At 37.5% G+C, this 23,301-nt stretch carries 10 protein-coding genes and 1 pseudogene; 10 read left to right on the top strand and 1 reads right to left on the bottom strand.

The window, feature by feature from the left end; genetic code table 11:
* Positions 1-6: 6 nt before the first annotated feature.
* From SIO70_RS33280 to SIO70_RS00295, 10 genes and pseudogenes are all read left to right on the top strand, one after another.
* Positions 7-279 (top strand): annotated as a pseudogene (locus tag SIO70_RS33280) (carboxypeptidase-like regulatory domain-containing protein); the annotation flags it as partial.
* A 15-nt stretch (positions 280-294) separates the two neighbouring features.
* The gene (locus SIO70_RS00335) at positions 295-2,571 is read left to right on the top strand and encodes an outer membrane beta-barrel protein (RefSeq protein WP_320578373.1); all 2,277 of its coding nucleotides are present in this window, start codon (positions 295-297) and stop codon (positions 2,569-2,571) included.
* 641 nt (positions 2,572-3,212) lie between these two features.
* On the top strand, positions 3,213-5,591 hold the full coding sequence (locus tag SIO70_RS00330; protein WP_320578371.1) for a glycoside hydrolase family 2 protein: 2,379 nt from the start codon (positions 3,213-3,215) through the stop codon (positions 5,589-5,591).
* A gap of 611 nt (positions 5,592-6,202) precedes the next feature.
* On the top strand, positions 6,203-7,321 hold the full coding sequence (locus tag SIO70_RS00325; RefSeq protein WP_320578369.1) for a hypothetical protein: 1,119 nt from the start codon (positions 6,203-6,205) through the stop codon (positions 7,319-7,321).
* Positions 7,322-7,452: 131 nt separating this feature from the next.
* On the top strand, positions 7,453-8,781 hold the full coding sequence (locus SIO70_RS00320) for a DUF4062 domain-containing protein (protein ID WP_320578367.1): 1,329 nt from the start codon (positions 7,453-7,455) through the stop codon (positions 8,779-8,781).
* A 384-nt stretch (positions 8,782-9,165) separates the two neighbouring features.
* Positions 9,166-9,558, top strand: a complete 393-nt coding sequence (locus tag SIO70_RS00315) for a hypothetical protein (RefSeq protein ID WP_320578365.1) — start codon at positions 9,166-9,168, stop codon at positions 9,556-9,558.
* 13 nt (positions 9,559-9,571) lie between these two features.
* The gene (locus tag SIO70_RS00310) at positions 9,572-10,669 is read left to right on the top strand and encodes a hypothetical protein (RefSeq protein ID WP_320578363.1); all 1,098 of its coding nucleotides are present in this window, start codon (positions 9,572-9,574) and stop codon (positions 10,667-10,669) included.
* 60 nt (positions 10,670-10,729) lie between these two features.
* A complete protein-coding gene (locus SIO70_RS00305; protein ID WP_320578361.1) occupies positions 10,730-13,780 on the top strand; it encodes a caspase family protein in 3,051 nt (1,016 codons plus the stop codon).
* An 18-nt stretch (positions 13,781-13,798) separates the two neighbouring features.
* Positions 13,799-15,709, top strand: a complete 1,911-nt coding sequence (locus SIO70_RS00300; RefSeq protein ID WP_320578359.1) for a CHAT domain-containing protein — start codon at positions 13,799-13,801, stop codon at positions 15,707-15,709.
* 8 nt (positions 15,710-15,717) lie between these two features.
* Positions 15,718-19,938, top strand: coding sequence for a hypothetical protein (locus tag SIO70_RS00295; RefSeq protein WP_320578357.1), 4,221 nt, complete (start codon positions 15,718-15,720; stop codon positions 19,936-19,938).
* A gap of 312 nt (positions 19,939-20,250) precedes the next feature.
* Here SIO70_RS00295 and SIO70_RS00290 read toward each other — a convergent pair whose 3' ends face one another.
* Positions 20,251-23,301, bottom strand: a complete 3,051-nt coding sequence (locus tag SIO70_RS00290; protein ID WP_320578355.1) for an AAA family ATPase — start codon at positions 23,299-23,301, stop codon at positions 20,251-20,253.

The following is a 23,301-nucleotide window of genomic DNA, read 5'->3' as shown; positions in this document are numbered from 1 at the left end:
CAACGTATGAAATGTATACCACTATTCATTATCCTCCTTGGTGGAATGCTTTCATTAAAAGCACAATCAGGTTCAATCATTAGAGGCAAAGTGAAGGATTCATCTGGCAGCCCTGTTATTGGCGCCAATATATTCGTGTACAATTCAAAAGATTCTGCACACTGCGTAAGTGATGTTGATGGCCTCTTTAGTACAAAGATATCTCCTCATTCAGGAACCAAAATCAGAACTACCTACCTGGGATATGACACCAGTGTCCTGGATTTTGATATTAATAAATTGACACCGTACGAGGTGATATTAAACCCAAGTGCTAAGAGTTTAAAAGAATTTGTTGTGAAAGGTACGGCCGCACCTATGAAATTGAAATTTGATACAGTCGAGTTCAATGTGGATCAATATATCAATGATAAGTATGAGATGGTACAGGATCTTTTTACAAAGTTTCCTGGATTGGATGTGGAACCGGACGGCAGTATTTCTATCAATGGCAAGAAAGTGACGAAAATTAAGATCAATGGACAGGAATATATGATCAGTAATATCAAATCATTGACCAGCATTATTCCTGCAAATATGATCAGCAAGATTCAATTTGTAGATGACTATGATGAATTAGGTAGATTGACCGGAAGAAGGAATGGTGTTCCTAATATTACGATTAATCTTGTCACCCCTAAAGATATATCTACCATTTATAACCTTAGAATTGATGGCGGATTAGGTAATGAGAATAAGTACCTGATAGCAGCAAATGGTGGATTCCATAACCCCAAAGATCAGCTCTTTTTTATGGTAAATAATAACAATAAGGATGCAGCTGGTGGGAATGGGACTATTACCAATGGCGAGGCAGGTTATCACTATAATTTTAATAAACAGTTATCGCTGAATGTGTCAGGCAGGATGAACAATCAAAGTGCTGTTTTCCAATCATTTTCACAGTCAACTGATATTACTGATAATGGTACGCTCAATAGTGTGAATAATGGTACTAATTATAGTGCGAATAAGATGAAAGAGTTGAACCTGAAATCAGCGTATAAAATAACTGACAATGATTTGGTGCTCGTTCAATTTTCTGCTGGCAATACAAATACTGTTAGTCAAAATAATTCGACTACGAACCAGACTGGGTTTCAGAAAAAGGATATTGATAATGTCATTAGCCAGGAAGGAAAGAGTAATAATTGGAGTGGAAGTGTTTTAGCATCTCATACCTTTAATAAACCAGGAAGGATTTTGTCGCTCCAATTGTCACTAAATAATAATGATAGTAAATATCAAACTGATGAGGCAGATAAAATTCGCTATTATAATGATACATCCTATTTAGATTCAATCATATTCCAACAAATTCATAAAGATGAGCTAGGGAATAATAGTTCATTGGCGATTTCCTATGTGGAACCGGTAAAAGAAAATGCAAGTTTCGAATTGAAATATATTTATCAAAACCGAATAACTAAAAATTCCCTATTGACAAGCTGGGGAGATGAAAATGGGAAATTGTTGCCAGTAGATTCTCTTAGTAGTCAATACAAATATGCAGTTTATCAACACCAGGTAGAAGGTAACTACCAATTAGCAAAAGGCAATGCTGAATATACCCTAGGGGTAGCTATTTCTCCTAACCAGTTAAAAACAACTACCACTAGTTCCGGGACCACAATTTTCCCGGTTTTAAAGTTTCGTTATAAGTGGCCTTCCCTGTTGTTCAGTATAAATTATCAAGGACAAACAAGGTTTCCAACTTATCAACAAATAGCACCTGTTACAGATCTTAGTAATATCCAATACCCTATAGTGGGCAACCCTGATTTAAAAATAGGACAATCTCATTCGGTGATAGCTGAATTTACCCGCTCCGGGAAAAATAGTTTCTGGGGCAGGGGGATGTATACTAAGAATATTCATGATATAGCGGTGAATACTATTTTAATAGAGGATGTATTAGGGACTGTAAAACAGGAAACCCACTATTTAAATACAAATGGTAATTTTTCAGGAGAGGCAAAACTGGGTTGGAGCAGGCAATTTGGTAAAGTAAAAAATAGTATCCGGGTGGAAATGGGAACGAAGTATAGCCATAATATTTTATTTGCTAATAATGTTCAAAAGTATAATGATAGCTGGAATGTGTCTGTAAAAATGAACCCTCAATTTCGTGTTGGCTGGGTGACCTTTATGCCCAATTTCGGCTATCAATTTAATAGAAGTAAATATAATATTACGGAAGAGACTGTAATTGATTTTCATACTTTCAATATGGGAGGTTACTTGTTTATCAAATTCCCGGAAGGATTTTCATTGGAGGCATCGGGTAATAAGCAATTAAATTGGGGGTATGCTTCCGGAGCAATTGCTAATCCATTATTTATGGATATGAATATTGGGAAGAAATTTTTCGGAGATAAGATTACTATATTATTGGAATGTAATAATGTATTTAACCAGCAAAATAGTTCTTCTTATAATGTTTCTGCAAATAGCGTATCCATTGGCTCTTCTTCGGTAGTAAATAGATTCTTTATGTTACATGCCATTTATAGGTTTAGCAAAGCAAAGTAAGTAGACAGTCAGTGAATCCGGGAGTCTATATTACAATGACAATATTTATATGTAAGACGAATTGATCTCCCAGACTCACTTTCTGCCTGAGGTTAACGGTTATGAAAAAAGCATAATTTGACCTGGTTGGGCCATTGTTGAATGTGGGAAAACTGGAAATGGATGGGTGGTAAAAGTACTAGCTTTCGTCTTTGGGTGAAGGTAAGCTGATTTTTTAAGTAGAAAATTAGGAGGTCGGGAAGAAAGTTAGGATGTGCTAAAACAGGAAAACAGTAACACTCTACAAAGAGAGATGTTACTGTTCCTTATTTACGTTGAGTTGTGGGAGAGGGGATGCTGGTATGCATAAATGGTTGAAAGGCACGTTTGAATATCTTCGTTAAAATCTATTTGCTATTATGATTGCACTAATCACCAAATGGTAATATCAGCTCTTTATTATTTTTTATGTTAGCTTTTCGAGACTTTGGCAATTAATATAGTATGTGGTGTTAGCTAAGGTAGTAATTGGGAACAATTGCTTAAATTTATTTCATTAACCTCGGGTTAACAATTTTCCTTTTATACTATCCTAACTTAGCCAGCCGAAAAAGTGAAATTCATCATTAATTAATTCAAGATCCCAAACTGATACACAGTTTATGAGAAGCTTACTTTCAATTGTTTTATTTAGTTCGCTGTTTGCATACCAGGCAAATGCACAGGATACGTGGAAGATGCAGCCGGTCAACATTCAAACCCGGTGGGCTAAAGAGGTTTCACCCACAAATGCATTAAAGGAATATCCTCGTCCCCAGATGGTCAGGGACCAATGGGAAAACCTGAATGGCCTTTGGAATTATGCCATTACAGACAAGAATGCGAATGTCCCCGCGAGTTGGGATGGTAAGATATTAGTCCCTTATCCATTAGAATCTGCTTTGTCAGGCGTGAAGAAGGCATTGCAACCAGATCAGCTACTGTGGTATAAGAGATCGATTGCAAAGCCGGAAGGAGAGAAGGTGCTGCTGCATTTTGGAGCAGTAGACTTTCAGGCTACCGTGTATGTAAATGGAAAGGAAGTAGGAACACATAGTGGCGGTTATGAGGCGTTTACCCTGGATATTACCAGTGCGCTGAAAACGGGTGAGAATGAACTGGTCGTAAAAGTATATGATCCAACAGAGCAGGGCATAGGACCTCATGGCAAGCAGGTCCTGCAACTAGCAAATATATATTACACCGCATCCTCCGGTATCTGGCAGACGGTATGGTTAGAGGCTGTACCTAAGACAAGTATTGAAGGATTAGTTTTGACGCCGGATATTGATAAAGGCGTATTACAGGTGAAAGTAAATGCACCAGCAGGTAGTTCAGTAGAAGTAGTGGCAATGGACGGTGATAAAATGGTGAGTAAAGTAAAAGGGCAGGCAGGTAACCTGTTAACCTTACCTGTAAAGGATGCTAAACTCTGGTCCCCGGCATCACCATTTTTGTATGACCTTGCTGTAAAGCTGGTGAAAGGTGGTAAGACAATAGATGAAGTGAAGAGCTACTTTGGTATGCGGAAGATATCTATTGCAAAAGATGAGAAAGGTATAGACCGGATATTCTTAAATAATCATCCTTACTTTAACCTGGCTACCCTGGATCAGGGATTCTGGCCTGATGGGTTGTATACGGCCCCTACTGATGATGCACTCAAATTTGATATTGAAGCGATCAAGGCGATGGGCTTCAATACTATCCGCAAACATATTAAAATCGAACCTGCCAGGTGGTATTATTACACTGATAAGCTTGGTATGTTGGTATGGCAGGATTTTGTGAATCCCAACCAGGGATTACCAGAAGGTGCTAAACCTCAGTTTGAAAAGGAGACCAAGGAAATCCTGGATCAGCTACATAACTATCCTAGTATCGTGACCTGGGTACTTTTTAATGAACAATGGGGAAGTTATGACCAGGAACGGTTGACAAAATGGGTGAAACAAGCCGACCCAAGCCGTATTGTGAATGGGCATACTGGTGAGTATATCTTTATTAATGGCAGTGAAACCAAAACAGGGAAAGATGATTGGGTAGCGAGCGATATCACAGATGTGCATTCTTATCCTAATCCAATGAATTCACCGGAACAGACAGGCAAGGCAAGAGTGGTAGGCGAATTTGGTGGTATTGGTGTATTTATTCCTGATCACCAATGGAATCCGATGAATGCATGGGGATATATACAGGAGAAACCAGCTGCGTTGCAAAGTAAATTTACTATCATGGCACAGCATCTGCATTTGTTAGAAGAAGAAGGGTTGAGTGCTTCTGTGTATACGCAGCCATTTGATGTGGAAGGAGAGCAGAATGGGTTGATCACTTATGACAGAGAAGTTGTAAAAATACCTTTTGAAGCTTTGCGGAAAATTCATGCACCATTGAATCCTGATATGGGTGCTATCCCCCAGGTGGTAGCAAAGAATGCAGATCTGACAGATCCTGCTATGGTGTATAGCGAAATGTTGGATGCTTATATACATGGTAAAAGAGATAAAGAGTTTTTGTTGAAAATGACGATGGCGGCTAACCAGGTGGGAGATGCACCTGGTGCTGAAATGGCGGGCGCTGCTTATATTGCTACATTGAAAGAACCATTGAGTGATGAGGATATAAGGGTTGTAGGGCAGTTTGCAAAGAGCTCAAAAGATGCAGGATTTGCTTTTATGACAAAAAATCCGGAGGCGTTTAAGAAGGTGTTGGGAGAACGTCAGTATCATGTGAATATGATGAACATGATTTATAAAGGGACGATGGAGCCTATGATGAAAGCGCATAAGGATTGGAGTGAGATTGAGAGTGCGATGAAACGGTATGGTGCACCAGGTGATGAGATGTATTTGAGAGCAAAGACAGTGGCATCTTTGAATTCAAAAGATTGGGCGACTTATGTGCCGGCGGCGACAGATTATTTGAGTAAGTATGGGAGTTATATAAGGGCAGAGGAGAAGAGTATGTTTCAGAATGCGCTGGATCAGGCGAAGAAGAATTAAGGAGATTGTTAGTTGTAGATTGATTAATAATGGCAGGCTCATTTTGTGAGCCTGCTTTTTTTTGAAAAGAGACTGTAAAATTTACTGTGTTAATGGCCTATGGTGGTGAATGATCTCAATAGGCCCCAAAACCGGGGAAGGCGCTGCTGCCGAGCCATTCCCCCTTCCCCATCCCGGCAGGGTTTCAAACAATGGAGAAGGAGTTTACACACAATATTTTACACTCCCATTAATGTGACAATCATCCAGGTCAGGTAGATTATATTATAATTTCCATTGGTTGATGTGAGAATACAGACTTGTTGGTATTTTCTATTTATAATAATATAACTATCTTTGAAGCTAGATGGTATTTAGGAAACTGTTACGCCCCATGGGTTATATTTATGTTCGATATTGTCATAAGTTCCACCTAGCAATGGTAAATTAAGTTACCATCTTAAAATTTTTAAGAAGAATGCATACCCCATCATGTGAAGTAGTTTGACCACAAAGAAGTATTTCTTGAAGTATTAGGTTATTATTCACCTATTCATAACAGGTGAATAATATATTACGCGTTAATGAATTCAGATCTTTTAGATGAATATTAACTGATAATAAACCTCAAAATGGAAAAAACACCCAACACATTATTTCAACAGAGCTCAATTGCGAGCGAATCATCTCATCTATCTATTTCAAGTGTAGTAAATTCCAGGCAAGAAGAATTGGAGTTTCTAAAGACTATTACTCATTCTATAGCAGAGATTCAGTTATTAGCCGGAAAAACTTTCTCTTCACTGGCCAGCAAGTTGCCAGAAGTAAATGGAAGCATTGCGCAGTCGATTGTTTCTGCGGCAAGCACCCACGCTACATTGGGTGGGAATCTAGCCACAACTGCTGAAAGTATAGCCCAGGCAGTTGTATCTGCAGCAAGCACGCATGCTACATTAGGCGGGAACCTTGCTACGGCAGCGGCCTCAATAGCAGAGACTGGTCTTGTAAGTAAAGAATATATCGGCTACTTCAGAACCTTAATTTTAACAATGCTGGGTGAATTGCCACGTAATGGGCACCTTGTATCAGATTTTGATGAAATGTTTGACATTAATTTCCAAAAGGAAATTACGCAAGTAGAGTTTCAAATGCTGCTACAATTGATTAACCAGGTGAAGGAAGATTGGACGAGTGATGATTTTTTGACAGAATCCCCTGAAGTGATAGAGAGAATTCGCATTCGATTGTTAGAAATTGCAACTATTCTTGATATAACTGAGAAGCTGCCATCATCTTTTACAAATAATGACCTGGAAATAGCTCCTCATATAGGCTTATTGAATGACTTTGTAGGTCAACTGCTGGGAGCTATGAAAGTTTCCATTTCAACATATCAAAGTGGTGTCGAAAATAATGCTAGCATATCAGAAGCCGCAAAGAAAATAGTAAAGAACCATAGGCGTGATGATTTGCCATTGGGGTACAAAATGCTTAGAACCGCTTTGCTCGAAAATACAGCCCAAGCTCGTATACACGGATTAAAAACGATCGCTGCTCCTTATGGGTTGGATAACCATCCTTACTTGACAACCCACGATATTGTAGAAGAATATCATGGCCGGGACTCAATGGAAGAATTAACCACTTTTGTTTACAGTGGTCATACATCCATTGAAACTTTGGAATGTTATCGAAAGGATATCATAGAAGAACTCACTTCGTTTTATGGAAGTATGGAGCAGGTTGCTTAATGCCTGAACATTATTGTAATTTATTGTTAATATTCCCATTTCAGCTCTTCCTTAAAGTAACCTTACTATAAGGAAGAGTTTTGTGCATTGTTTCCCTTTGAAAGAGGCCCAAAACTATGTGATCATATAGCATGAGAAAATCTATTGTTTTTATTAGTTCTACCGTGTATGACCTCAAGGAAGAAAGAAAGATGCTCTTCCAATTTTTAGAGAATGGAGGTTATATACCCATTGCAAGCGAATATCCTACTTTTGACATTGGCGACGGACGGCGTCATTCATACCAAGTATGTTTAGATAATGTAGAAAGTGCTGATATTATTATAGGGATTTTAGGTTATAGATGTGGAGGACTGGTGAGTTATGATGGTAAACAAATTTCAATCACACTTGCAGAAATTATCCATGGTATAAAAAATAATAAAGTGGTATATGTGTTTTGTGCGCAAAGTGTTAGTGATGAGAGGATAAAGTTTATAAAAGACGCAAAACAATATCCTTCCAGGGAGGAGGCATTTCGCCAAATGAAACCGAATCTTAAATCAGACGCCTATGCTGTATTTGAAAATATTGAAACCATTACAAAATTGTCTGGCAACAACTGGATTAATTTTTATGATGGCAGCCTGGATCTGTTAACCAGGGTACAGAGCCGATTGGCGGGTTATAATTTGGACAAGTTACAAAAGCTAAGTGTCAATTATACCGGAGTAGTAGATATGTTAAAACGAGGAGCAGATTTTCAGTTGGAATATTATAATGATTCATTTGACGAAAATCGGGAGAATTCTAAACAAATATTGACAGCTTTGAAGCCTTTTATCAATCAAAGCGCAAATGGGTATCTTGAAATAGCAAATGCTTCTATCCTGGACAATATTCGAAGATACTATGCCATAAATACAAATTACGCAAATAGAACAGGAATGGTATCAGCAGAGCGCTGTATAGGAGGGGGAGGCAAGCTTTTTTATGGATTTGACACGCAAATGGAACAAAATTCAACCTCGATATGGACAGCAGATACCAGTTTTCGTCAATATTTGAGTTTTACAAGTCAGTGTGCCAGAAAGGAAAAGGATAAGCATTTTAGAATCTTCATATTTGAGAACCAGCAATTCATTAGTAAAAACTTAAGGTCAATATATGAGAGTGTGAATTTGCATGTGGCAAATGGTATTACTCCAATTATAACTACCTATGCTAGTATTCCGTATGATATTCCATTTACTTTGATGAACTGCAATGCGCTTTATAGTGAAAGAGTGCTTGTCGTTATGTTACCTGTTGGGCTCACAATGTTGTTTACCAAAAAGAATAATCGGGCAAGATTAAACCTGTATGATGAATCTTTCCGTCATATACTTAATTGTACGATAAAGTCGCAGGGAGCAATATCATTTAATGCTCAAATACCTTATGCTGAATTTGCAGGAAGAATTCAAAATACAGCTTTTTAGGACAGATGTCGGGTAAAAATACAAACTACTTGGTATTTTTAGAATGGAAAAATTTGTTGAACTTCACTTGTTGGGATGATAAAATAAAAGTAGCTGGATTGCAATTGACCGTTCAAGGTAACATGGAATTTTTAAAAATAGATGGCCCCATATTTGAGAATTTCGATTACACGTGAATATCCAGATATCTAAATGAGCAAACGATATTATCAACTGAAATAATTTATTAAATTTTTATAAGGGCTTTATAATTTCACAATAGCGAGGAAACACATTAAAGAATACAGAATCCCCGTATAACCAGGATGTATCCCCAAAACATATGATATTATCCCCAAAGTGAATTGTTCTGCCTATTCTCTTTAATTATTTAAGATTTCTCACATGACACATGAAGTACCTGTGTCGGCATCTGATATGCCGGTGCTATTAACTGTTCTCGTATCTACTGGTGGAGACGCAACCACTACTGTTAGATTGGTATTACCTGATAGTTCAAAATTGTTGGCCACCTCACCAGAACCCGACGGTATCATTACTGATAAGGAAATTGGTACTGGTAATTCATTGCTTAATCAAACTTTGAAAATTAAAACAATCGTAGAATTAGATTTAATTCCAGATGGACTTAGACAAAGTATGATCGATAACCTTGTTGTGAAATACACATTTACGCAGGGTGATAATACTACGTCATTTGAATATGAAGATGCTGAAAAGCGGGTTTCTTCTGATAAGAAACTAGTGATTGTAATCAAAAATGTTAAACTGGTTTAAAGATAATTGAGCTATGAAGATAAAATTTATTTTATACATCCTTTTACTGGTAATAGTTGTTCGTACGAATGCACAGGAAAATTCCATCGAACTGCAGGATTTGAAAATGCCTGTGTCTCCCGGTTTTTCCCTGCTGGATATTTCTCCAACAAATATAGAACGCCCCTCCAACCCCAAATCCCTCGGATTGAATATACTGAATGCAATTGGACAGGGGAGTTCTCTTCCGAAAGATTTCGCATTAGAAGCTTCCCCCTATTGGTTATTGAAACATTACAATGAAAACATCTATAAATTCCTGGGTGTATCGAGAAAATCTACTGGTTCTGATTTGTCAACCGGTTTTTTCAGAAAGATGACAGTGTCTGTAGCTACCTATTTTAATGACTCATCAAAAAATTATTTGCCTAATACAAACTATACCGCTATAGGTGTGAGGACTAACTTATTGACATATTGGGGCAATAAAAGAGGAGATCAGATAAGAGGCGAGTTAAATAAAAGAGCGGCCGACCGAAAAAAAGCAGAAGAATTGTTCCCGGATTTAGATGATCCTAACGAAATACAAGTAAAAATTGATAGTATAAGGAAGGCTAGGTCTGCGAATGAAGCAGTGGCAATTTCTGAATTGAAACCCGTCATCTCTGTAGATGCCGCCTATGCTTATTCTGATATGTTCCAGGATAATAATTACGACAATCAGCGGTTTAATAGGAGTGCATTTTGGGTGAACGGTACCTTGAATATCGGCGTTGGAAAAGAGGACAATGATTATCTATTCGCCATTGCTAACCTTCGGGTTACCCAGGATAATTTATTGACTGATACTGCAATGAATAAGTTTAAAAGAGATGGGGCCACTGACTATGGGATGAGGATTGGCTATGAGCACGGCGATTTTAGCCTCTCATTCGAACATATATCCAGGCATTATAGAGATAATAAAGATCTGAATTCGGAACGTAATGTAGGTGTCCTGCAATATAAGGTGAATGAAAGTTTATACTTATATGGATCCTTTGGGAAAAACTTTGGAGAGGTGAATAACCTCTTTACATTGATTGGCCTGAACTGGAGCTGGGGGAAACAATCTCTTAATGCTGATAATTAAGAAAAATTTGATCATACATAATGGTGCACTATTCATATTTAACTCCTGAAATTTAATACAATGCCAAACAACCTATCTGCCGGAAATAACGGGAAATTGTATGCATTAATAGTCGGTATTACAGATTATGCCAGTCATATTCCACTGGATGGGAATAGAGTTGCATTTCCTAAACTAAGCGGGTGTATAAGTGACGCGGAAAAAATGATGCGCTACCTGGAGAAGGACAATTATTATGAAGTGGATATTAAATTCCTGGCTAACCAGGCGGCTTCTAAGCAAGGGATTGTTGATGCATTCCAGGAGCATTTTTCGCAGGCGACAGAAAGGGATGTGGTGCTGTTTTATTTTTCAGGACATGGTGCACAGGAGTATGTTGATAATTTAGTTTTTCCTTCAGAGACTGATGGGAAATCTGAATCAATTGCTTGTTATTATGATGAATCTACCAAGGATAACTTCCTGCTATCAGATAAGGAAATTCGTTGGTTGATTAATGAAGTAGGCGTGAAAAGCCCACACATTGTAACCATTTTCGATTGTTGTCACTCTTCTGGAGTTACGCGTGCCAGTATGGTAGCGGAAGCATTTGGACATGCTGTTACTAAAGGAGGATTGTATGTTTTCAAACAACGTCCATGGAATAATTATTTATTCAGGCATTTCAGTGAAGCAGAATTCCTGGAATATGGGGAATCCAAATTATTACCAGAGACGGCACATATTGAAATGTGTGCTTGTGAATCCAATGAACCTGCATTAGAAGTAAACGGTGAAGGAGTTTTTACACAGGCGTTGTTAAAAGTGTTGGATAGCTCCAATGGACAGTTATCTTACCAAACTATTTATGACAGGGTGAGGCAATTGCTGAGAGGTATATATGAACAAAAACCCTTTGTGACTAGCGTAAGTGGGGCTCAGAATTCAATGCAGACAGGGTTTTTAAGGAAACCTGTTTTTACAGGTGGAGAGTCTGGAGAAGTGATGTATAATACCCAATTAGGGTGGGTGTTGAATGTAGGAGCGATTCATGGTTTGTCTGCGGCAGATTCTGATATTCAGCTTGTTCTATATGATGAAGCTAATCCTGGGCAGAAATATAATGCGAAAGTGGCCCTGGTCAATACTGATTCATCTATCCTTTCAATAGGAGATTCAATATTGGATACTGATAAAGTCTATAAAGCGGAGCTGAAGGGATTATTATCCGTTAAGTTATCAGTACATGTAGCACCAAATGCTGCCTTATTGCAGGATCAGCAGGTATTGATGAATAAGTTTATAACAGATGCAGTTGATTTTGTAAGTTTTGTAGATGATGAAAATGCCAGTGACTATGTGATAAGGTTTAATAATGATTATTATTATATAACTAAGCCCCATGATCCTTACAGGCCTTTGGGACAGTTTATACACATTGGTCCGGGAGATAAATGGGCAGATGATATCATTCGTCAATTTAAACATATTTCCTGCTGGCATTTTATTAAAGCAATAAAAAACCAACACCAGGCTACGCTATTACCGGAGAATGTGTTGAGCATCGGAGGCGTCGTGGGATTAACGGAAAATGAGCTTACTGCTTTCAAAAGCCAGGATAAAATAACCGTTAAATTGACCAATCAGGATGGTAAGTGGAGTAACAAGATGAAAATCGAACTACACAATACATCGGAGGCAGATCTCTATGTAAGTGTTGTATACCTGGCATCTGATTTTATGTCCTTTACTGGATTTTTACCTATAGCTGTATACCATTTGGAGCCTGATGAAAGGGTTAGATTAGGGATTGGTGGCAAGAAAGAATTAGAAGTCGCGATGCCGGAAATGATGAGATGGTATAATGTGGAAAAACTGGAGGATCATTTGAAGTTCATCGTGAGTACAGATCAATTTGATGTAAGTCGTTTCTCATTGAATAGTTTACCAGAGCCGCCTGCACCTATGGCGCAGGATGTGTTGCTGGATCCCAAAATGAGAAGTGTTACTAAGCAGGCTGCTATACAATTTAGATCCGCATTTGAAGTGACTGTACCACAACCTGCTGTAAAAGGATGGAGGGTGTATGATGTGGATGTGGATATTGTAAATCCTCTATTCAATACAATTAACCAGGAAAACCTGGAACGTATGCTTGCTGATGATGTGACCGGGGAGTTTGCAGTAGGACTATACTATAACATCGGGTTTGATGAGAACGGTGCAACTTCCTATACGCTAAAGCCAGAAATAACTATCACCGCACAGGAAAAAGCTGTAAGGGGATTAATTAACGATATTGGATTGGATCTTGCTAACTGGTATGCAAGGAGAAAGCGAAATAGATATTTTCAAAGTGTCACTAAAAGAGATCCCAATAGATTGAGGATTGTGTCTGAAGGAGATTCCTGGTTCCAGCATCCATTGGTTAGGGATATCATTGATCATTTGTCCAAAGTATATGCTATTTATTGCACGGCTGCTGCAGGTGATACACTCAGTAATTATTTAAGCCAGGATAAAAAGCAGGGTGAATACTTTTTAGACGCGTTAGTAGAACATTCTCCTGGTTACTTCCTGATTAGTGGGGGTGGAAATGACATTTTAGGTTCGCAGTTCAGACAATTTCTGATAGATATAGTAAATGATGAAACCAAAGCAGATAAACGCCCTGGGAAATATCTCAAGGATTCTTTCCAGAATAAGCTGGATGGATTGATGGAGATATATAAAGCCCTGTTTATGCTTTTGAAAACCACCCAACCGGCGCTACAAGTGATTGTTCATGGTTATGATTACCCGATTAAATTAAACGATCCCAAGCATGGCTGGTTAGGCCGTTATATGATCGAGAAAGGGATAGCAGACCCGGAAGATAGAAGATTGACGATACGGTATATAATGGATGAGTTCAACAGGAAGTTAATAGATGTGTGTAAAGAGTTTAAAAATGTGCATTATCTCGATGTTAGAAATATTGTATTGTACAATGAAGCTGATAAAATAGATCAGTGGTATGATGAGATTCACCCCAATGGAGAAGGATTTCAACAGATTGCAATGCGGTTTATACAGTTGATTAGTAAGCTGGAAGAAGAAAAAAAGGTGGTTAAGGCAGAACTTGTTCAATAATTATTTAAAACCTATACTATGGCTGTAAGGGTAGTTTTAGCCTTTGCAAATGATGTAGATGAATCTTTAAAATGTCTGCAGGAAGAAAGTGAAACTGTCTATCCACTTCTGAAAAGGATGGATAGACAGTTTGTGACACCCTTCCTGCTTAAGCAGGTGTCTGCGAAAGATTTGAGGACGGAGTTTGCCGATGATAGCCCATTAAATGTTTTTCACTTTTCAGGGCATGCCGGTAGTTTGGATTTATTGTTAGCAGATGGGCAGGTGGTGAATGGAGAAGGGGTGGCTAAGATGCTGTCGAAGGTAAGCGGATTGGAACTTGTATTTTTAAATGGGTGTGCAACTTATGGATTGGTAGATGCCTTTCATAAGGCAGGAGCTAAAATAGTGATAGCTAGTAAACGAAAGGTTTTTGATAAAGAGGCAGCAGAGTTTTCTGTCGCCTTTTATTTGCGTTTGAGTCAGTTGGCAGAAGTAGGACAGGCATTTGATGAGGCACAGGCATGGTTGCAGACGAATAAAATGAAGATTGCAGATGTAGACCGCAGTGTTTTAGTGACAGTTGAAGAGGAAGAGGATGATTTTCCATTTCAGATTTTTTATAAACCTATTGTAAAAGCCGGAAATATTATAGATAAGGATTTAGGTTCCTATAGGCCATATGATAAATGGAAGTTTCAATATCAGTTAGCAGCTACAGTACCGTATTCTCCTTACTTGAAGATATTAGAAACGATAGGTAATAAGGGGAATGATATAGCAAAATATATTTCCAGTAAAACTCCACATGCGAAAGCAGAAGTTTCTGATTTTGGACTGCTGCAAAGAAATTATAATGAATTTAAGAAAAAGCCAAGAACAATATTTCATGCAAAGGAATTGCATGAAAGAATAGGCAATTTGGTACCCCGTCCACTTGCCACTATCATGGCTAGCATGAGAGCTAATGCCATTTCCATACAAGCTGGGAATATGGAAACTTATGAAGATTACTGGGAAGACTTGCTAGACTTTTATGAGTTATTAGTAAAGTTTACTTGTTATGTAATGGTCTCAGATCTCTTTGAAATAAAGTACAGGGAAGGTCGCAAATTTGTAATTAATTCGAAAGTCAGAAATCAGTTGCGACAGCTACTTTCTTTATCCAGGGATGATATTCAGAGTTTTAGCTATAGTAGTTTGATTCGAGAAACGGCGGAATTGATACGAGCTAATGGGCATTCGACCTTTGTGGAAGAATATATGACAGAGAGTTTTCAAATTGATACTGATGATCTAAACCTGGCGCATAATATTATTCGACTGGAAAAGATCCGCTATCAGGAAGGAATAGCTAGTATACCAGACCATTGCAGGATAGTAGAAAACGAATTGTGCAATATCCTCGATGAAGTTTGTTTTATTCTTAGATATAATTTATTGGTAGTAAGGAATATTGAGGCTACCCGATTTCGTTTCAATCCCAAACAGGTATTTATACATAGTATACTTGAGTTGAGACACCGGCAGGTGAGATGCGGCAAAGAATGGGATGAGAAGAATGACTACTCTCAAAATTACAGTGTGATACTGGCTAAGGGGTTGAGTTCCGTAATGAATTATTTGAGCTTATCCCCATTTATTATTGATAAGTGTTTAATAACAGGTGATGAAATTTCTCAGTTGTATTATTATTCACACTCAGAAGAGAATAAAATAATCTATAAGGGAGAAGATAAAAAAGATGGTGAAATTATCATTGAATTTATTGTAGTGGATGAGCCCGACTATGTATCGGGATCTGGGAAAATAATGAAAAAAACTGCCATTCCATATATTGAAAAAATTAAGGATAACCTGGGTGGGGACAGTTTTGATAAAGAAAAAGCTGTAAACCGATTGAAGGTTATATATAGGCAATTCAAGCATTTAAGGACTGCTGTAAAATGATATAAAATATGAACCCTTTCATTTCCGGAAATAATGAATCTAATGGGGATATTGAGCAGCAACCGATTAATCCTTTCAGGTTTCTTCGCTCCTTTAAAAGAGAAGAAATCAATGAATTCTCAGGAAGAAACGAGGATGTTCTAAATCTATATAGTCTAGTCAGGGGGAGAAGCATCCAATTGATTTTTGGAGAATCTGGCGTCGGTAAAACAAGCCTTGTGCTTTGTGGCTTGGCGAATCATTTTAAAAAATCTGATTGGTATGATGTGCTGATCCTCAGGAAGAAAAATATAATGGCGTCGATCAGACAGGAGCTAACCTACCGGCTTTTGAAGAATGATGTGGTTGATCCAGAAGATATGATGAATACTGAGATGCTTGGGGAATTAAAGGAAGGTGCATTAATCGAATTACTATATAAAAAATACTATAAACCTGTTTACCTGATCTTCGATCAGATAGAAGAATTGTTTTTATTTGGAGAGAATGATGAAAAGGTAGCTTTTTTTACACTAATGAAGGAGGTGCTTTCATTAAGGAGTAAATATTGTAAAGTCATTTTGATTATCAGGCAGGAATTTCATGCGAAATTAAAAGAATTTGAGAATAAGGTAGTGCCCGTTTTCAGTGCAGGATATGAAGTGAAGCGGGTAGATCAGGGGAAAGCACATAAAATTATTGCCGAGGGATTAGAGAAGCAGCGTGAGCATGTCAGGTGTTATCCGGATTTGGATACGATTGCCGCGGAAATAGGAAAGGTCGTAAAAGGAGACGGTGGAATTAATTTATTGCAGTTGCAGGTGTTTATGTTTTATCTCTGGAATAGGGCGATGAAGGGACAGCCCAAAGGAGAGAAGGTAGCTGTGTTTACTGAACACCTGGTGCGGGAAGTGGGCGCTTTGGAAGATCCGCTCAGAGAATATGTAAGGGAAACGGTGGAAGAGATAGCAGAAGGAAAAGAGGGGTTCGTGTGGGAGTATCTCTGTCAGTTTGTATCGGAGGAAACAACGAAGATGCCAGTGAATGTCAGTAATATGAAAGGATCAGGTAACTGGTTGGATGTATTGGTGAAGAAGCAGATCGTTAGGAAAATGGACGAGGTAGGGAATTATGAATTGTCGCATGATAAGCTGGCCCCAATTATTTGGGCGTTTCGACCTAAGCAGGAACGTCCCCGATTAATGACGCCCACAATAATTGGTAATCCATATAAAGGATTAGATTCCTATGATGATATAGACCAGGATATCATTCGATTTTTCGGACGGACGGCTATGGTCAATGATTTGATCAGCCGTATCATGGATAAAAAATCAGTAGCTATAGTTGGTGCTTCCGGGACAGGAAAATCGTCTATTATCAAGGCGGGGATATTACCTAAATTAAAAGAGGCGGGATACAGGGTAATAACCGGAAAGCCAGATGAGAACCCTGCTATATTTAAAAGGAGAGCGTTGAAATTTCTGCAAAATAACCCTGATTGTAGGAAGGTGGTGATTTATGTGGATCAGTTTGAAGAGTTGAGCACGAAATGTAAGTCTCCAAACCTAAGAGAAGACTTTATTAAGTTCCTGGAGGAGAAGATAAATGACGACATTATTGATATTAGGGTCATATTGAGTATACGGTCAGACTATGAATATGAGTTTGACAGGAGAATGAAGAATTGGAGGACGAGTAAAGTAGTATTGCCTAAAATAGGGAGGGAAGAAATCCGGGAGATTATTACGGAGCCGGTTTATCAGGCTGGTCTGGAATATAAGCCGACTTCACTGGTCAATATAATTCTGGATGAAGGAGAGCGATTGGGTAACTTTTTACCGTTGTTATCTTATGCATTGAGCGAGATGTATGAGGAATATGTGAATTCAAAAAGAGGCGATGGTTTCCTGACAGAGGATGATTATAATAAAATAGGTGGGGTGGCGGATGGCTTGAGGTCGAGGGCAGAGGAAATTTTTAAAGAGGCTGGTAAAGAGACGAGAAGGACAATTAAGAATGTTATGTTAAGGATGGTATCCCGTGGGCTGGGAGAGAAAGCAGGACGAAAGGTAGCTGATAAAGAACTAATCTTTGAGCAAGATGAAGAAAATAACCGTGTAAAAGATGTGTTGGATAAGTTTCTGAAAAAGCGGTTGTTGAAAATGAGTGTAAACGATCATGGATTTATCTGGTATGAGCCTGCACATGATTCTTTGATAAAGGCGTGGGATAAGATTGATGAGTGGATAGAGGAGCACGGGGAGGATTTATATTTTTTACATGATAGTTTGTTAAATGCAATATTGCGGTATAAGGAAGATGAGACTACCTGGGATGGTAGTCGCCATTTGGAGAAAGCAAAAACAATTCTGGAGTCGGCGGATAATTGGTTTAACAAAGAGGAAAGTGAGTTTATAAGGGCATCATTGGTTCATAGAAAGGAGAGAAAGGATAGGAAGAAGAAGTATGAGGAAGAAAGGGAAAGATTAGTGATGGAAAGGCAGCAACATTTGGAAAAATTGAATGATGCTTATAAGAATAGGGATGAGAAGAATAGACGATCAAAAAAGATATTGATAGCAGGGCTTGGTGTAATAACTATATCAACTATTACTTTAGCTCTATTGTCTTATCGACTCTACCAGACGAATAAGCTAATTTCTGGGTTCGAAATAGCGAAAATTAACATGGATAAAGCAATTGCTGACAGCACCAAGTTGCTTGCAATCGAACGAATGAAGGTGGCGGAAGATGTTAGCACAGAACTTAGATCAGCAAATTTGACAAAAGATAGTGCATTAAGATCTGTCGTAGAGTTGAATAAATCTTTATCAGTTAAGAACAAGCAACTTTTTCAGAGTTTATTAGACATTAGACGTTCAGATAGCATAGCACAAGTAGAGAAAAAGGGTAGAGCAACTGCTTCTTTATCAGGACGGCGATTGGAGTTGGCCAGGAGTTACGAGTCTTCCAATCCGGCATTGGCATATCGGATATTGCAGCGGGCAGAGCGACTAGATCCGACTAATGAAGACATTCGTGGTTATTATAATTCTTTTGGGAATAAATTGGGGTATTATGAAAAAATAGATATTGATTCAGCTCAAAATGCTACTTTTTCTGCGGATGGATCATATTTCAAGACAGTAAGGGATAAACAATTTGTAAATATTTACGACACGGCAGGATTTAAAATAGGAGATTTTTATGAACGAGGGGAGATTTTAAATACAGCGTTCTCTCCTGCCGGATTGCAAATTTTATCTGTTACAAGGTCCAGGCTTAAAATCTATGATATAAATGGAAATGACTTAAACTGGAAACAGCCTATACCTACTCCTATACTGCAAGCTTTTTATGATGAAGAAGGAACTTCAATAATAGCAATTACTCCCAAATCAATTTTCGTACTTCCAGCACCAGGCAGTACAAAATCTATTTTTCAATATAATATTAACAGTGATAATATAATTGATGTATATGCAGGAAGTGGGGTGATTCAAGTAAAAACAGTGGATGGTGTAGAGGTATATTATTATGGTCGATCAGATAGGATGTTCTTTTTTGATAGAAAAGATGGAGAGCCTAATATTTTGCCTAATGGAGGTGGGGTAATTATTTACAAAGGCGGTTTCCTGAAATATTTTGCATTTCCTTTTACAAGGGGGCTGAAATTTATAAGGTTGGAAAATATGGGGCTATACAATGGTATTGATATGTCCTATACAACGATTTCTGGTATCACAAGTCCTCCTAATGGGGATAAATTGTTTTTTACTATTAAAGCTGATCCTACTCAATTGCAACAATCTGGTAAAGGAAATGTTCCTTTGCCAGCTTCTGATCTTCGACCTAGAATATTTGAAATGAATAAATTTGATGCGACTGCAAAGGAAATCGGATTTAGAAAAGTTACCAATGATTTGAGTAAAGCTTTGAGTTCTCCTGATGGTAAACTTTTATTGACAGGTGAATCTGGGTTTTTAGGGGTATATAATGTAGACCCTTTCAAACAGGCTTATACTTTTGGAGCAAATAATTTTACTAATGGGTTTGATGTATACAATTATTCTTCTTGGGTATTTCATCCTGAGAATGCTAATATCATATTAACCTGTCAGGAAAATTTACTGGGTACGTCGGGGAGAACAAAGATGTGGATTTTGGGTTGGCCAAAGGAATTGGATAGTCAGAAAAGGTTGGCTAATTATAGTGAGGAGTATTTGGAGAGTTTGGAGCTGAGGTGATATGTTGCTTTTAGAGAATATGTGCAATATAATGCGTGTTAGTCAATGTAAAGTTTATGTTGGCCTAATACTACAAGCAATATTAACGAATACGGCAGGCTTATTTATATATGCAAGGATAATAATTTAAAATGATGAGGTTCGAAGTCGTTATTGGTCTTTTACTCTTAAATCTTATTATCAGTGTGTAAATAAAGTATATAATGCAAAGGGTCGGGGATTATTTCCAACCTTTTTGGGATCATTTGGAAGTATAATGTTTTGATATCCAATTTTTCGATTGGAATAGGGGCGCGATATTTTGAATGATTTTCACCGCTCCAAGTGAAATTGTTTAAAATCCTCTCCCATAAAATCAAATTTCTTCTCTATCAAGGCCGCCAATCTCGCGTTTGCAGTAGCAAAAAATATTTGTTTCCCTTCCTTTAAAATAAAGAATCGGAGAAAATCAAGTAGTGACAGTATATTGAAATCATCCGTAAATGCTGCTGGATCATCAAATAGTAATATTTTCGGCCCCTGTTTCAACTGACGATTCAACGCAATGAATAGCGATATTGCAAGAGCGGATCGCTGCCCGGTACTTATTTGATTAACACCATGTAAACTTCCATCTGCTTTGGTTAATGAAATTCCTGTTTTGGAGAACGATACAGAGATAAATTCCTGTGGTGAATGAATAGTATTATATATATCATTAATGAGCTGTTGATTTGCTGAAAAGAAATCTTGTAATGCGTTTTTTCCCCTGTCTTCTACCATTTTAGCCAGAACAGTTATTGCATTTTCCAGGCGATCAAGTGTACGATTGTTTAATTCTAAGAATTTACTCGCATTGTCAATTATTTTGAGTTCTGCCGTAAGTTGCGCCTCTTCCTTCTGTACTTTTCTTAAAAATTCGATGTCGCTTTGAAATACTTTTACAGCCTCTGCAAATGTTGAAATAGTTGTTTCGTCTGATAATTTGACTAACTCACGAAGTGAAAGGAACGAGTTTTCTAATTTTTCAATTTCTAATCTGTTTGTATCTAATTGAGTCCTCAGGGCTGCAATTATAAGCGGAGGAACTATTAAACTTGAAAATCTTGATTGAATTTCTTGATCAAGCTTCAATAAGCTAGCATTGATGTCAAATAATTCTTTCTTTGCTGTCAATATAGTATCGCGAAGCTGCTGTTCATAGCTTATGATTTCCTCCTTACTATTAATAGAAAGCTCTAATTGAACATCTGGCCACTGAGATATTTTTGAATTGATTATATAGAATTCCTCTTCTGATAAGCCCGCCAGATTTGCCCATTCTGCGACCTTATTAAGGCGCTCCTGTTTTTCTCTTAAATTATCACGGCTGTTCAAAATAGATAATAGATCATTAACGATTTCATACATAACTAATGAGTCAATTTCTAATCGGGAATGAAAGGAAAATGCTGTTCTCAATTGTTCTAGGTCAGAAATTTCATTCAAAATTATTGTTGAATTTGAATTCAGCTCTGCTCTTTTATTCCTTAATATTTCAATTTTGGCGTCTGACTCTTCGATGTTGATAATTTCCCTGTTTATTCTTTCGGAAAGTTCTTCAGAAACGTAATTAGCTTCACAAAGAGGGCAAATATCCATCTTTCCAAATATTTCGAGCATTTGTTTTCCAGCTATCTTAATTTGTGTTAACAATTGGCCTAGGGTTACTCCTTTTATTTGATTTGTTTCAATTTGGAGGTCGATATCCTGTATAGCTTTGCTTAATATCTGTTGCTTTGTCAACAGCTCTTCATTTAACGAATGAAAGGTCTTTGTTATCTTATATTTTTCGAGATCCACATTGATTAAAAGAGTGTCTACGTATTCAGCGGACTTAAAGCTTAGATCTAATTCCGATTTACGATGGGAATAACCATTCAGTTCTAATGCTAAATCATTTCCGACATAATGATGTGCACGAGCTAATGCTTCTAAACGAGAATTGGATTCAGATATCAAAATTTCAATGACAGTCTTCCTTTGTGAAAACTGAAAGATGTCCTCTTGAAATTTTCCAAATTGAAATAGATCTGTTGCTAATTCAGATTTTATTTTTTCGAGGTTTGCAAATGAATTTATCTTAAAATTGTTTTCAATAAATGGGGATAAAAATATTTGGATACGATTTGTAAAGGCTTCTAAAGCCCCAAGTCCATCTTCTGAGAATGTTAGAACATTTATTGGATCAAGGGCTAAATAGTCTTGATATACTAAGTCTGCAAGTGCTTTAATGTCATTTGACTTTTCCAGGTGTTTTATTTTCTCTTGGCTTTCCTTCTTCGCTGTTTCCTGTGACCTTAACTCTTTTTTTAGAGCATTGTACTCAGGACGTAATGCAATTAGAAATTTTTCAGCTCGATCAATAAGGTGAGAGAATTCAGCACCTAATACGAGATTAGATAGAGCCTCATTTGTTTTACTTTCTGAATCTCCATCTGTGAATTCTCTAGCCGCGTCAGCATTGTAATAGTTAAAGCGATTAAAAGAAAGGTAAAGGTCGTTCCCTCTTGGAATACTATTTCCATACCATTGTTTGTCTCTATCCCTATATATAGAGGAGTTTGAAGGATTAAATAAAAAACGGGTCTCACTGTCATTCACAAACATTGTAAGACTTGTATCTATTATTTCCTTTTTAGGCTCTCGCAACGATTTACCACAAATCGATAATTCTATTGCTTCCAATAATGAAGTTTTTCCAGCCCCATTTTTGCCCGTAATTAAATTCATGGTTCCAAATTGGAACTCCCTTCTATCTGGATATTTTCTATAATCTTCGTTAAGGACAATACGATTAATTTTATTTAAAAACTCAATGTGTTGTGTAGTCGTCTCCGCCGGATTATTTTGTAATTGAATAGATTGCTGTTCGATAAAACGTCTTGTAGCGGATGCGATGGATGCATTTTGATAAACTTCTGATAGTCCAACGGAATCCAGTTCTGTTTTCCATTCAGAAAGAATATCCGGTGCTATGGAGTCGCTTCCTGCATCTAATTTGAAGAAATTTTCAAATTGTTTGGGTTGTAGGAGATATTTTCGTGCGTAAATATCGTCGTTTTCAATTCGCAATTTGTCAGTTTCATTAAAACTATCTCGAATTACAAACAGATAGTAATTCCATTGAATCCCTCCAGGCGTTTGGTAGTATTCTTCCGCTATCAGTTCTTCCTGATACTCTTTAAGATTTTCAAATATCTTTTCATTTCCTAAATCCAAATAGCAAACTGCAGCTTTGTTTTGTCCCAGTGACATCCAATCACCTCTATAAATATCATCGCGAATCGGTTTGAGATTTTTCCAAACGGTATTTGTAAAAGTAATTATATCTTGCTTTACCAT

Source organism: Chitinophaga sancti (assembly GCF_034087045.1).
Lineage (GTDB): Bacteria > Bacteroidota > Bacteroidia > Chitinophagales > Chitinophagaceae > Chitinophaga > Chitinophaga sancti_B.
The sequence above is the reverse complement of the archived record's forward strand: the minus strand, read 5'-3'. Positions and strand labels throughout refer to the sequence as shown.